Origin of the sequence: Haloactinospora alba, assembly GCF_006717075.1 — a bacterium.
In the GTDB taxonomy this organism is placed as follows: Bacteria; Actinomycetota; Actinomycetes; order Streptosporangiales; family Streptosporangiaceae; genus Haloactinospora; species Haloactinospora alba.
In genome coordinates this window covers 3,199,189-3,212,154 of the sequence record NZ_VFQC01000001.1, presented here as the reverse complement: position 1 = coordinate 3,212,154, position 12,966 = coordinate 3,199,189, and the positions used below count along the sequence as shown (strand labels likewise).

The 12,966-nt window shown below is 71.7% G+C and carries 13 protein-coding genes; 8 read left to right on the top strand and 5 right to left on the bottom strand.

All coding sequences use genetic code 11. The annotated features are described in order from the left end of the window. Window positions 1-52: 52 nt before the first annotated feature. From FHX37_RS14440 to FHX37_RS14430, 3 genes are all read right to left on the bottom strand, one after another. Window positions 53-625 carry a methylated-DNA--[protein]-cysteine S-methyltransferase gene (locus FHX37_RS14440; RefSeq protein WP_141924393.1) on the bottom strand — a complete coding sequence of 191 codons (573 nt, stop codon included), beginning with the start codon at window positions 623-625 and terminating at the stop codon, window positions 53-55. Continuing rightward, window positions 622-2,091 carry an AlkA N-terminal domain-containing protein gene (locus tag FHX37_RS14435; protein WP_141924392.1) on the bottom strand — a complete coding sequence of 490 codons (1,470 nt, stop codon included), beginning with the start codon at window positions 2,089-2,091 and terminating at the stop codon, window positions 622-624. Before FHX37_RS14435 ends, FHX37_RS14440 begins: the two co-directional genes overlap by 4 nt. A gap of 86 nt (window positions 2,092-2,177) precedes the next feature. Next, entirely contained in the window at window positions 2,178-2,465 is a 288-nt protein-coding gene (locus FHX37_RS14430; RefSeq protein WP_141924391.1) for a hypothetical protein, read from the bottom strand. A 132-nt stretch (window positions 2,466-2,597) separates the two neighbouring features. On the opposite strand from FHX37_RS14430, the gene FHX37_RS14425 reads away from it, so the two are divergent. From FHX37_RS14425 to FHX37_RS14410, 4 genes are all read left to right on the top strand, one after another. Continuing rightward, window positions 2,598-3,014 carry a cobalamin B12-binding domain-containing protein gene (locus FHX37_RS14425; protein ID WP_141924390.1) on the top strand — a complete coding sequence of 139 codons (417 nt, stop codon included), beginning with the start codon at window positions 2,598-2,600 and terminating at the stop codon, window positions 3,012-3,014. 522 nt (window positions 3,015-3,536) lie between these two features. After that, window positions 3,537-4,718 (top strand): ADP-forming succinate--CoA ligase subunit beta, encoded by a 1,182-nt coding sequence (gene sucC, locus FHX37_RS14420; protein WP_141924389.1) that lies wholly within the window; start codon window positions 3,537-3,539, stop codon window positions 4,716-4,718. Window positions 4,719-4,740: 22 nt separating this feature from the next. Further along, window positions 4,741-5,619, top strand: a complete 879-nt coding sequence (gene sucD, locus FHX37_RS14415; protein WP_141924388.1) for a succinate--CoA ligase subunit alpha — start codon at window positions 4,741-4,743, stop codon at window positions 5,617-5,619. 141 nt (window positions 5,620-5,760) lie between these two features. Beyond that, entirely contained in the window at window positions 5,761-7,356 is a 1,596-nt protein-coding gene (locus FHX37_RS14410; protein WP_449405182.1) for a cell division protein PerM, read from the top strand. A 9-nt stretch (window positions 7,357-7,365) separates the two neighbouring features. Here FHX37_RS14410 and FHX37_RS14405 read toward each other — a convergent pair whose 3' ends face one another. Then, complete coding sequence (locus tag FHX37_RS14405) at window positions 7,366-7,785, bottom strand: DUF4190 domain-containing protein (protein ID WP_141924387.1); 420 nt, start codon at window positions 7,783-7,785, stop codon at window positions 7,366-7,368. A 290-nt stretch (window positions 7,786-8,075) separates the two neighbouring features. Between FHX37_RS14405 and purN the strand changes: the two genes are divergently transcribed. The 3 genes from purN to FHX37_RS14390 are packed head-to-tail and all read left to right on the top strand — an operon-like array spanning window position 8,076 to window position 11,177. Then, window positions 8,076-8,729, top strand: a complete 654-nt coding sequence (gene purN / locus FHX37_RS14400; RefSeq protein ID WP_141924386.1) for a phosphoribosylglycinamide formyltransferase — start codon at window positions 8,076-8,078, stop codon at window positions 8,727-8,729. Continuing rightward, window positions 8,726-10,294: a bifunctional phosphoribosylaminoimidazolecarboxamide formyltransferase/IMP cyclohydrolase gene (purH, locus tag FHX37_RS14395; protein WP_141924385.1), complete on the top strand. Its 1,569-nt coding sequence runs from the start codon at window positions 8,726-8,728 to the stop codon at window positions 10,292-10,294. Before purN ends, purH begins: the two co-directional genes overlap by 4 nt. 31 nt (window positions 10,295-10,325) lie before the next feature. Then, a complete protein-coding gene (locus FHX37_RS14390; RefSeq protein ID WP_141924384.1) occupies window positions 10,326-11,177 on the top strand; it encodes a bifunctional methylenetetrahydrofolate dehydrogenase/methenyltetrahydrofolate cyclohydrolase in 852 nt (283 codons plus the stop codon). 112 nt (window positions 11,178-11,289) lie between these two features. Here FHX37_RS14390 and FHX37_RS14385 read toward each other — a convergent pair whose 3' ends face one another. After that, window positions 11,290-11,892, bottom strand: coding sequence for an FHA domain-containing protein (locus FHX37_RS14385; protein WP_141925267.1), 603 nt, complete (start codon window positions 11,890-11,892; stop codon window positions 11,290-11,292). A gap of 517 nt (window positions 11,893-12,409) precedes the next feature. On the opposite strand from FHX37_RS14385, the gene FHX37_RS14380 reads away from it, so the two are divergent. After that, a complete protein-coding gene (locus tag FHX37_RS14380) occupies window positions 12,410-12,751 on the top strand; it encodes a DUF3017 domain-containing protein (RefSeq protein WP_246062291.1) in 342 nt (113 codons plus the stop codon). The last annotated feature ends 215 nt before the right edge of the window (window positions 12,752-12,966 follow it).

Genomic DNA, 12,966 nt, shown 5'->3' with positions numbered 1-12,966 from the left:
AGGAATCCGCTACTCGGCCCCGCAACGGAAATTCCGCGGGCCGGTCAGGGACTTAACGCTGTGCTCCGCTCTCCAGACGTAGCAGGTACTCCTTGCGCGACACTCCACCGCCGTAGCCGACGAGTTTCCCGTTGGCACCCACCACCCGGTGGCACGGGACGATGATCGAGATCGGATTGCGGTTGTTCGCCATCCCGACAGCGCGGGCGGCGCCCTGGCGGCCGAGCGCGGCGGCGATCTCCCCGTAACTGGCGGTACGGCCGTAGCCGACCGTGGTCAGAGCCCGCCAGGCACTCAGCTGGAACGCCGTGCCCGACGGCGCCAACGGCACGTCGAACTCCCGCAGCTCCCCCGCGAAGTAGGAGTCGAGTTGTTTCCGGACCTGGCCGAACACCCCCGGATCGTGGTGCCACGTCGGCTCGGGGCTGGGAGACCTGCCCTCCTCCGGCCCCACGTGCAGGCCGGTCAGCGAAACCCCGTCGCTGGTGAGCAGGAGATCCCCGATCGGGGAGAGAACCACGTCGTAACGCGTCGGCCCCTCCACCGGGGCGGCGAACTCCACCGGGTCGGGCGTGCTGGCTGCGGCTACGGACAGCGGAAGCGTGTCCTGAGGTGCGGATGTCATAGCGGAATCCTTTCCTGGTCCGTGTGTGCTGGGTCCTGTGCGGCCCAGAGGTGGTGTGTGGCGTACGAGCGCCACGGCCGCCAGGCGCGTGCGGCGCTCCCCAGGGGGCGTCGCACTCCCAACCGGGACAGCCCACGCCGTACGCCCGAGTCTCCGGGGAGGAACACGTCCGGGTCTCCGAGTGCGCGCATCCGGACGTATCCGGCCGTGGTCGGACCGACACCGGGCAGCGCGGCCAGCCGGGAGATGTTCTCCTCCCGGTCGGCCCCCGGCCCGAGATCCACACTGCCGTCCGCGAGAGCCGCACAGAGGTCCAGCAGCGTCCGGGCCCGCTCCGGCAGGGGAAGGTCCGCGGCGGAGGCTCCGGCCAGCGTGTCGGCCGTGGGGAAGGCGTGGGTGAGTCCGCCGGGAGCGGTCAACGGTGTGCCGTGGCGCCGTGCGACCCACGCGGCGGCGGTCCGTGCCTCCGGCAGGGAGGAGCGCTGCGCGAGCACCGTCCACACCGCGAGCTCGGACCCGCACGGGTGCCCGGGCGAACGCAGTCCGGGGCTCCGCGCCACGACGGGAGCGAGGAGCGGGTCCTCCCGCAGCACCTCGGACACGGCGCGCGGGTCGGTGTCCGCGTCCAGCATCCGGCGGCACCGCTGGACAGCGGCCCCGAGGTCGCGCAGGTCCTCCAACCGCACCCGGCACTGCAGGAACCCGCCCTCCGCCTGGGGGAGAACCTCCACGGTTCCGGTCCCGTGCGGCAGCCGCAGGACACGCCGGTACGTCCCGTTCCCGTCCACCTCCTCCACGCCGGGAACCGCGCGGGCGGCGAGGAAACCGAACACCTGGCGCGCGTCGAACGGTTCCCGGTAGGCCAGCCGGAGGGTGACACCGTTCGGGTGGCCGGCCGTCCTCCAGCGGGAGGAACGCGCCCGCAGGCCAGTGGGGGAGAGGGCGAAGACCGCCCGCATCGTGTCGTTGAACTGCCGGATGCTGGAGAAGCCCGAGGCGAAGGCGATGTCGGACATGCTCAGCGGTGTGGTCTCCACCAGCACACGTGCCGTCTGCGCGCGCTGGGCCCGCGCGAGCGCGAGCGGGCCGGCACCGAGCTCGGCGGTGAGCAGCCGCTGCAGCTGGCGCTGACTGTAGCCCAGGGAGGAGGCCAGGCCGGTGACTCCGTCCCGGTCCACCGTCCCGTCGGCGATCATGCGCATCGCCCGGCCCACAGTGTCGGCGCGGATGTTCCATTCCGGCGATCCCGGAGCGGCGTCCGGACGGCAGCGTTTGCAGGCGCGGAACCCCGCGTTCTGCGCCGCCGCGGCGGACGGGAAGAACGCCGTGTTGCGCCGTTTCGGAGTGATCGCCGGACAACTGGGACGGCAGTAGATGCCGGTGCTGCGCACACCCACGTAGAACACCCCGTCGAAGCGGGGATCACTGCTGCGTACCGCGTGGTAGCGGTGGTCGTCTGCGGGCACACTGCCATTCTCGCCCGCTCTCACCCGCGGAGGCTAGCGGATTTCGGACATGGGGGTGGCGGGGCGGGTGCCCCGGAGCGCCCGGTTCACCCCGCCGCCTCCCCCTCCTCGTAGTTGGACAGGTAGTCGATGTAGAGCGGCCGCAGCGCCTCCTGCACCTGCGGGTCGTCCTCCGAGGCGAGGGCCTCGTGGAACAGGCCGGAGGCCTGGGCCACGGTGGCGTCGCTGGCCTCGAGCCTGCCGGCCCCGGCCTCGGCGGCGGGCAGGTAGGTGAGCAGCCTCCAGAAGAACCGCACGTCCCACCGGTGGCGCGCGAGCGCGACAGCGCGATCCCGGAGCTCCTCCGTTGTCAGTCGATCCAGATCACTGGCCATGCCCCGGGTCTACCCGCACCCGAACCGTTCATCGCGTAGTGACGTACGTTACGCTGCTCACGTAGGGCGGGAAGCCGTGCGTCGCCGGACGAACGAGGGTGAAGCGGCACCACGTCGGGAAAGGGACCGAACATGGGCACGTCGTCAGCGGTACGGGTTGTCATCGCCAAACCGGGTCTGGACGGACACGACCGCGGTGTGAAGATCGTCGCTCGCACACTGCGCGACGCCGGTGTGGAGGTGGTGTACGCGGGGCTGCGCCAGACACCGGAGATGATCGTGGACGCCGCGCTGCAGGAGGACGCGGACGCGATCGGCCTGTCGGTGCTCTCCGGGGCGCACATGACGATCTTCTCCCGCGTGATGGAGCTCCTCTGGGAGAACGGCGCCGAGGACATCCGGGTGTTCGGCGGGGGGATCATCCCCGACGAGGACATTCCCGAGCTGGAGCGTCTGGGAGTGGCGAAGGTGTTCACCCCCGGGTCGGCCACCTCGGAGATCGCCACGTGGGTGCGGGAGAACATCCGGCCGGCCTCCGCTGTCGGTTAGGCCCTGTTTCCGAACGCTTGTCCTGGTGCGTGTCGCCCCCGGCACACCGCCCGGCGGCGTTCCCGCCGGCCGCCGGAGGGTCCGCTCCGCCTCCCTGGCCGGCCGTGCCGGGCGGCACCGGAGGCGCCGCTCGCGACGAACAGCGTCCGCCGCACAGGCCCCGGGAGTCCGGGCGGCCGCTGGTGGTCGGCGCGCCGGGGCGCGGCCGCGCGTTACGCGGGTCGGCTCGGTGGGAACATGCCGGTTACGAGTGTGAAGCGCGGTGTGAGTCGTCACACGTTTTCCCAGAGCTGCTGCCCGTGGGCGGCGGTGCGGCGCCGTGTTCCCGGCCACAACACGCCGAGTGGTGCGGGGCCAGTGTCAGAGGTGAACGGCGAGGAGAGCTAAGCTTCCCCTGGTGCGGATGGCTTAAACAGCGTTCCTCGTATCTTCCAACGCGGCCGACCTCACGAAGGTTCCGCCGGTTGACTGACACGACCTCCGCAATTTACTGCAGCCAGCGAGTTACAAGGACGGACCCTCGTGGACCTGTTCGAATACCAGGCGAAGGAACTCTTCGCGGAGTATGGGGTCCCCGTACCCCAGGGAAAGGTGGCGAGCACGCCGCAAGAGGCGCGTGCTATCGCCGAGGAATTCGCGGCGGCGGGCACTTCCCGCGTTGTCGTCAAGGCGCAGGTCAAGGCCGGCGGCCGGGGTAAGGCCGGCGGCGTCAAAGTGGCCGACGACGCCCAGGACGCTCAGGCGAAGGCCGAGGAGATCCTGGGCATGGACATCAAGGGACACACCGTGCACCGCGTGCTGGTGGAGGAAGCCAGCGCGATCGAGGAGGAGTACTACTTCTCCTTCCTGCTCGACCGCGCCAACCGGACGTTCCTGTCCATCTGCTCCGCAGAGGGCGGGGTGGAGATCGAGGAGGTCGCGGCTTCCAACCCGGACGCCGTCGCCAAGGTGGAGATCGACGCCCTGAAGGGCGCCCCGGCCGAGGTGGCCGCGGACATCGTGCGGCGCGGCAAGCTCCCCGAACAGGCCGCCGCCGGCGCCGTCGAGCTCATCACCAAGCTGTGGGACGTGTTCGTCGGCGCTGACGCCACCCTGGTCGAGGTCAACCCGCTGATCCTGACGGGGGACGGCCGCGTGGTGGCGCTGGACGCCAAGGTCACGCTGGACGAGAACGCCGCCTTCCGCCAGGACCTGGAGAGCCGCAAGGTCGCGGCCGAGGGCGACCCCCTCGAGGTGGCCGCCAAGGAGAAGGGCCTCAACTACGTCAAGCTGGACGGTGAGGTCGGCATCATCGGCAACGGCGCCGGCCTGGTCATGTCCACCCTGGACGTGGTGGCCTACGCCGGAGAGAGCCGCGGCGGGGCGAAACCGGCCAACTTCCTGGACATCGGTGGTGGCGCCTCCGCCGAGGTGATGGCCAACGGTCTGGAGATCATCCTCGGTGACTCCGACGTGCGCAGCGTCTTCGTGAACGTCTTCGGCGGCATCACCGCCTGCGACGCGGTGGCCAACGGCATCGTGCAGGCGCTGGAGCTGCTGGAGAGCCGCGGCGACGACGTCAGCAAGCCGCTGGTGGTGCGCCTGGACGGGAACAACGCCGAGCTCGGGCGCAAGATCCTCAACGACCGCAACCATCCGGCCGTGCGCCAACTGGACACCATGGACGGCGCCGCCGCCCAGGCTGCCGAGCTGGCCGCGAAGTAGAAGCGAAGAGCGAGCAGCGACAATGGCTATTTTTCTGACCAAGGACAGCAAGGTGCTGGTGCAGGGCATGACCGGCTCTGAGGGCACCAAGCACACCCGCCGCATGCTGGCCTCCGGCACCCAGATCGTGGGCGGGGTCAACCCCCGCAAGGCCGGGCAGAGCGTGGACTTCGACGGCACCCAGGTTCCGGTCTTCGCTTCCGTGGCCGACGGTATGGAGCAGACCGGCGCGGACGTCACCGTGATCTTCGTCCCGCCGAAGTTCAGCAAGGACGCCGTGATCGAGGCCGTCGACGCCGGTATCGGGCTGGCCGTGGTGATCACCGAGGGCATCCCGGTGCACGACACGGCGGCGTTCTGGGCCTACGCGCAGTCGCAGGGCAACCGGACCCGTGTCGTCGGCCCGAACTGCCCCGGCGTCATCACGCCGGGCGGGTCCAACGCCGGCATCATCCCCTCCGACATCACCGAGCCGGGGCGGATCGGTCTGGTGTCGAAGTCCGGGACGCTGACGTACCAGATGATGTACGAGCTGCGGGACATCGGGTTCTCCACCTGCGTGGGGATCGGCGGCGACCCGATCATCGGGACCACGCACATCGACGCGCTGGAGGCGTTCGAGGCCGACCCGGACACCGACGCCATCGTGATGATCGGGGAGATCGGCGGGGACGCCGAGGAGCGCGCCGCCGAGTTCATCAAGGACAACGTGTCCAAGCCCGTCGTTGGTTACGTCGCCGGGTTCACGGCGCCGGAGGGCAAGACCATGGGCCACGCCGGCGCCATCGTCTCCGGTTCCGCCGGCACCGCCTCCGCGAAGAAGGAGGCGCTGGAGGCGGTCGGCGTCAAGGTCGGCAAGACCCCCAGCGAGACGGCCAAGCTCGCTCGTGGCCTGTTCTGACCGCGTAACGCCTGGCTGACGCTACCGGCCCCGTCCAGCCGTGTCCCCGGCGGACGGGGCCGTCGTGTGTCCGATCCCCCAACGCCGCGGCCGCGACACGCCCGGGAGTGCGCGGGGCGGTGGTGTGGCGGGGATGGCAGCATGGGTCGGGTGAGCGCGCCCCCACGACAGTCCACGACCCGCGGTTCGAAGGCGGGCCACGGTGACAGAACCACCGGCCGCGCCGACCGGGCAGCGACCCCGGCGGCCGGCGGCGACTCCCGCCCCCTGTACACCGCCGGAGGGTTCGCGGCCGCCTCGGCGGCCGGTGTCGGCCTGGCGGTACTGACCACCTTCACCGTGCTCGGCTGGGTCGCCGCCCCGCACGGCACGATCGGTGAGGACATCCTCGACGTGTTGCGCACCGCGGTGCAGGCGTGGCTGGTCGGCCACCTCGTGGGGGTCGGCATACCCGGCGGAAGCGTCTCCCTGCTGCCGCTCGGGCTGCTGGTGCTGCCGGGGCTGCTGCTGTTTCGCGCGGGCCGGTGGCTGGCGCGCACCTGCGACCTCCCCCGGCTGCGTCACATGTTCCGCGCGGCGGTGGCGATCTCCGGGCCCTACGCGGCGATCTGCGGGACACTGGCGCTCGCGGTGCGGACCGAGAGCATGCGCCCCAGCCTGCTGCAGGCACTCGTCGCCGGTTTCGCGCTGGCGTTCGTGGCCGGAGGGCTGGGCGCGCTGCGGCAGCTGATGAAGGACAACCGCATCCCGCGCCGGAGGCTGCTGGCGCAGATTCCGGACCGGTACCGCCCGCTTCTCGTCGGCACGCTCGGATCCACCGCGACGCTGCTGGCGGTGGGCCTGCTCCTCTTCGGGGCCGGCCTCGCCGCGGGCGCTCCCGAGGCCGCGGACATCACCGGGGAACTGGCGCCGGGCGCCGTCGGGGGGACGCTGCTGGTACTGGCCCAGCTTCTCTACCTGCCGAACGCGGTGGTGTTCGGCCTGTCGTACGCGACCGGTCCGGGGTTCACGATGGGCACCGACACGGCTGTGGCGCCGAGTGGCGTGTCGGTGGGTGAGCTGCCCATGTTCCCGATGCTGGCGGCCCTGCCCGACAACGGCCCCGCTCCGGTGGTGTCGTTGGCGGCCGTGGCGGGACCGTTCGTCGCCGGTGCCGTCGGCGGGACGCTCGCCCAGCGCAGCGCCCCGGAGGTGGTGGCGGGGACCTCACCGTTGTGGGGCCTGGCCACTGGTGCCACGACAGGGATGATGTGCGCGGTGCTGGCGGGTGTGGCCGGAGGATCGCTGGGGGGCCAGCGGTTGGCCGCGATCGGCCCGTCGGCGTGGCAGGTGGGACTCGCCGCGGCGGCCGAGGTGGGTGCGGCCGCGGCCGTGGCGGTGTGGGTGGCCACCTGGTGGCGGTTCCGCCCCGTCCGGCCGAGGACGCGCCGTACGCCGGCCGGCGCGGCGGAGGCGGCGGACACGACCGCCGATGCTCAGGACGCGCGGCCGGTGCCTGCCACGGCGGAGCCCGAACCGGCCGGGGAGGCGCCCGCCGACGCGGACCAACCGAAGGAGGAGACCGGGGCGCCCCGGGCCGGGGAGGGGACACGGCGCCGCGCGTGGCTGGGGAGGTTGCGGGTGCCGCGGCTGAGGTTCCGACGGGACCGGGACGCGGGCGACGACCGCGACGGCGCGGAGGACGACCTGTTCGGGATCACCTACGAGGCCGGCGCCGAGGACGGCACCCAGCGGTGAGAGCGCTCGTCAGACGACGCCGTCCAGAGCGGGGACCTGTTCCTCGGGAAGGCCGGCGCGTTCGGCAACGGCCTGGCGGAAGCTCTCGTCGCACTGCTCCTGGGAACTGACCGTGTGCGCCCGCTGCGTGCACGCCTGGTAGGCGGTGTACTCGTCGTAGAACACGGCCCACCCGGCGATCGCGAAAGCCGAGAACGTGACGCCGATCCAGCCGAGAACCATGCTGAACACGGCGCCCGGGGCCGGAACGTTGCGTTCCCGTCCGGAGCGGCGCGCCCGCCGGCCCTGGAAGATGCCGAACAGGGACAGCACGATTCCGAACGGCGGAAGCAGCAACCCGGCGGCGGAAAAGAAGACGCCCCACAGGCCGCCCCGCTCCGTAGCGGATGGTCGCCCGTTGGGGTTGGACTCGGGCTGCTCGTTGCTCACCGGGGCTCCTTCGTGGCTGTGCCGGACGTGTCGGAAGCGTTGGCCGGGCCCGGGGCGCAGCGCTGCGGAAACCGAGCCTGCGTTCCGGATCCTCTTGGGACAGACGTTACCGCGCAAGATAGAGTGACCACGCGGACGGGGCGGATGCGCTCGGCCGCCGGCCGCTTCCGGGCTTCTTCGGCCCGTTCACCCGTGTCCGCGCGTTCCCGGATGCCGCGCGTTCCCAACGCGCCCCCGGGACACGGGAGCGTTTCGCATCTCTGGCTCTTTCCCGTGAAGGAGGAAGCACACTGTCGGCGCGAGTAGTCGTCCTCGTTTCCGGTGTGGGAAGCACCATGGCTGCCCTGCTCGATGCTGCGGCCGATCCGGCCTACGGTGTGCGCGTCGCCGCCGTCGGCGCGGACCGGGAGAGCGCCCAAGGGCTCGACCACGCCCGCCGCGCGGGCGTTCCCACGTTCACCGTCCCGTTCGGGGAGTACCCGGACCGGCAGCAGTGGGACGCCGAACTCGCCCGGCGGGTGGGGGAGTTCACGCCCGACCTCGTGGTGGCGGCGGGTTTCATGCGGATCCTCGGCCCCGAGTTCCTGGCCCGCCACACCGTCGTCAACAGCCACCCGGCGCTGCTTCCGGCGTTCCCGGGGGCCCACGCCGTCCGCGACGCCCTCGCCTACGGGGTGCGTGTCACCGGGGCGACCGTGCACTTCGTGGACGAGGGCGTGGACACGGGGCCCGTCATCGAGCAGGCGGCGGTCCGGGTGCGCCCCGACGACGACGTCACGAGTCTGCACGGCCGCATCAAGACCGTGGAGCGGGACATGCTGGTCGACGTGGTGGGCCGGCTCGCCACCCACGGTTGGGCCGTGGAACAACGACAGGTGCGGTTGGGGCCGGACGATGCCGGTTCCGCCCGCGTATCCGGCGACATAACAGAGGAGAACCGGTGAGTCAGCGGCCCGTTCGGCGCGCGTTGATCAGCGTCTACGACAAGACCGGCCTGGAGGAACTGGCCTACGGGCTCGCGGAGGCGGGAGTGGAGATCGTCTCCACTGGCTCCACCGCGGCCAGGATGACGGAGATCGATGTTCCGGTCACCCCGGTTGAGGAGGTCACCGGCTTCCCCGAGTGTCTGCAGGGGCGGGTGAAGACCCTCCACCCCAACATCCACGCGGGGCTGCTGGCCGATCGGGACAGCGCGGATCACACCGCCACTCTCGACGACCTCGGCATCGCCCCCTTCGACCTGGTGGTGGTGAACCTCTACCCCTTCGAGGACACGGTGGCCACGGGGGCGGACCCGCAGGAGTGCATCGAGAAGATCGACATCGGCGGCCCCGCCATGGTCCGGGCCGCCGCCAAGAACCACAACAGCCTCGCCGTCGTCGTCGACCCGGGGCGCTACGACGAGGTGCTGGAGGCGGTGACCGCCGGAGGGTTCACCGGAACGCAGCGCCAGCGCCTCGCCGCCGACGCCTTCGCGCACACCGCCGGGTACGACGCCGCCGTGGCCCGCTGGTTCGCCGGCAGCTACGCCCCGGACGACGTGGCGGAGTCCACCGGCTGGCCGGGGTTCCACGCCGCGACCTACGAGCGGGTGGCGCCGCTGCGCTACGGGGAGAACCCCCACCAGCGGGCGGCGCTCTACCGGGACGCCGGCGCCGCTGGGACCGGCCTGGCCGGCGCCCAGCTGTTCCACGGCAAGGAGATGTCCTACAACAACTACGTCGACGGGGACGCGGCGCTGCGTGCCGCCAACGACTTCACCGAACCGTGTGTGGCTGTCATCAAGCACGCCAACCCGTGCGGCATCGCGACCGGCGCCGACATCGCCGAGGCGCACCGCAAGGCCCACGCCTGCGACCCCGTGTCGGCGTTCGGCGGTGTCATCGCCACCAACCGGCCGGTGAGCGCGGCGATGGCCGAACAGGTCGCGGAGGTCTTCACCGAGGTGCTGGCGGCGCCGGAGTTCGAACCGGACGCGGTCGAGGTGCTGACCCGCAAGAAGAACATCCGGCTGTTGCGGGTCACGGAGCCTCAGCGCGCCGGGATGACCGAGGTGCACCGGATCAGCGGCGGTGTGCTGCTGCAGTCCGCCGACGCGCTGGACGCCGCCGGTGACGACCCGGAGGCGTGGGAGCTGCGTGCGGGTCCCGCCGCCGACGAGGCGACACTGGCCGACCTGGCGTTCGCGTGGCGGGCGGCGCGGGCGGTCAAGTCCAACGCGATCCTGCTGGCGCACGACCGCGCCACCGTCGGGGTGGGCATGGGCCAGGTCAACCGGGTCGACGCCGCGCGGTTGGCGGTCACCCGCGCCGGGGAGCGGGCCGCCGGCGCCGTCGCGGCCAGTGACGCCTTCTTCCCGTTCCCGGACGGTCTCGACGTGCTCACCGAGGCGGGGGTGCGCGCGGTGGTCCAGCCGGGCGGGTCGCTGCGGGACGAGGAGGTCGCCGCCGCGGCGCAACGGGCCGGTATCCCGATGTACACCACCGGAACCCGGCATTTCTACCACTGAGCAGGAAAACCGAGCCGTACGGAGGGGCGCGATGGGCGCGCAGATTCTTGATGGGAAGGCCACCGCGGGCGCGATCCGCGCGGAGCTCGTGGACCGGGTCGCGGCGTTGCGGGCGAAGGGCGTCACCCCCGGCCTGGGAACGCTTCTGGTGGGCGACGACCCGGGCAGCCACGCCTACGTCTCCGGTAAGCACCGGGACTGTGCCGAGGTGGGGATCGAGAGCCTCCGCCGGGAGCTCCCGGCCAGCGCCACCCAGGAGGAGATCGAGGCGGCGGTGGCGGAGTTCAACGCCGACCCCGCCTGCACCGGCTACATCGTCCAGCTCCCGCTGCCGCGCGGGGTGGACGAGAACCGGGTGCTGGGCATGATCGACCCGAACAAGGACGCCGACGGGTTGCAGCCCTCCAACCTGGGCAAGCTGGTGCTGACGCAGGAGGCGCCGCTGCCGTGCACGCCGCGCGGCATCGTGGAGCTGTTGAACCGCTACGAGATCCCGTTGCGGGGCGCGGAGGTCGTCGTGGTCGGCAGGGGGGTCACGGTCGGCCGCCCGCTGGGGCTGCTGATGACCCGCCGCAGTGAGAACGCCACGGTGACCTCGTGCCACACCGGAACGCGCGACCTCGCCGCGCACACGCGCCGCGCTGACATCGTGGTCGCCGGGGCGGGCGTTCCCGGCCTCATCACCCAGGACATGGTCAAACCGGGCTCGGCTGTGCTGGACGTCGGGGTGACCCGGACGGACCAGGGGGTCGCCGGGGACGTGGCCCCGGACGTGCGTGAGGTGGCCGGTTACGTGTCGCCCAACCCCGGTGGCGTGGGTCCGATGACGCGGGCGATGCTGCTCGTCAACCTGGTGGAGGCCGCGGAGCGCCAGGCAGGTTGAGCCGCCGGACCGGCGGAGCCGCGTTCCGGTTCCGCCGGGACACCCGGTCTCCGGGGCCGGTCCTCTCTCCCGTGGTGAGGCCCGGCCCCGGAGCGTCGCGCCCGGCCGGGTCTCACCGCCGGCGGTTGGTGTTCAGGGACGGCAGGGGGCGTATCAGTCCCAGCGCCACGACCTCGTTGGCCAGCCGGGTGCGGCGGTTCGCTCCTTCCGGTATCCGGAACTTCTGGTAGAGGCGGAGCAGGTGCTGTTTGACTGCCGCCTCGGTGACCACGAGGTCCTCGGCGATCTGACGCGCGGTCGCGGGCGACACGAAGGCCTCCTCGGACAGCACGGGGCTGCACAGGGCCGTGAGCACGTCCAGCTCCCTGCGGGTCAGCTCCGGTGCGGAGCTGCGCCGGAGCTCCGCCTCGGGGGAGAGGTCCTCGTAGCCGAGCCCCCCGATCTTGCCGCGGGCGGTACCGAAGCTGACGACGTCGCCGTCCTCGAGCACCCGCCGCGCGACGGGGCGGCCGTTGACCCGGGTCCCGTTGCGGGAGAGGCCGCTGTCGGCGACGTACACGTAGGGACCGCGACGCACCAGTTCGGCGTGCAGCTGCGACACGCTCGGGTCGCTGAGGCGGATGTCGGTGCCCTCCCCGCGCCCTACAGTGGTGACGTCGGTGTTGAGCTGCTGCACCTCCCCGCTCTCCTCGAGCCGGATGTAGGGCCCGTCCACGGGGGGTGCCTCCAGGGTGGAACGCATCCGTTGCGGTGGGGCACGGCGGGTTCGGGGCGGGGGTGTCGGTACGGGGGCGGTGCGGTCGCTAGCCGTTGGTTGAGTGGGGTTCATGGGAGGGGTCCTCGCTCACCGTGGCACTCATCTCATGGTGTGTTACCCGGCTGCTGTTCGTTCTACGCTCCTTTGCGGGCATTCGTGGGAGGTGCGGCGCGGGCGGCGCCGCCGGAGGTGCTCGCCGCCGGCGGCGGGGCCGGTGCGGTTGGCATAATCGGGCGCGGTCGCAGCGGCCGCGCGGCGTGTCCGGTGTGGCGCGGCGGGTGGACGTCACTAGGTCCTGTTTTTTGGGCGCTGTTCGTCGCGAGCGGCGTCTCCGGTGCCGCCCCGGCACGGCCGGTCAGGGAGGCGGAGCGGACCCTCCGCCGACCGACGAGAACGCCGCGGGGCGGTGTCCTGGGGCGGCGCGCAGCAGGACAAGCGTCCGAAAAGCAGGACCTACGTCAAGGTGAGGATCACGGTGGATCGGAACGCGGCGGAGACAGCATCACAGCAGGGTCCGGACGGGGAGGGGGAACCGTCCGCCGAGCCCGCGGTGCCGGCGTGGTTCGTCCAGATTCCCTACCTGCTGGTGATGGCGGCCATGGGAGCCGGCCTGGTCATCGTGGCGGCGGCGCACTTCAAACGCGGTCCGGCGGTGGTCGCCGGTGCGCTGCTGCTGGCCGCGCTGCTGCGCGTGCTCCTGCCGGCCGAGCGGGTGGGGCTGCTGGCGGTACGGCGCTGGTGGGTCGACGTGCTGACGACGGTGACCCTGGCGGTGCTTCTGATCGTGCTGGCGTGGGTAGCACCGCAACTCGCGTGACGCGCGTCTAATAAGCTTGATATCGAGATACCGCATATGTTCGTTTCACGGAACCGCCGGGGGGTTGACCGCGAACGGGAGAGAACCAGGGACCTGGCGGTTCACTGCTGTGCGGCGAGCTCATGAGGCGGGCGCGTACACGGCCACGGTCGGTGGAGCGGCGGACGTGCTGCGCGGCTTGGCCTCCAGCCACATGAACGTGAGCCGAAACGAAG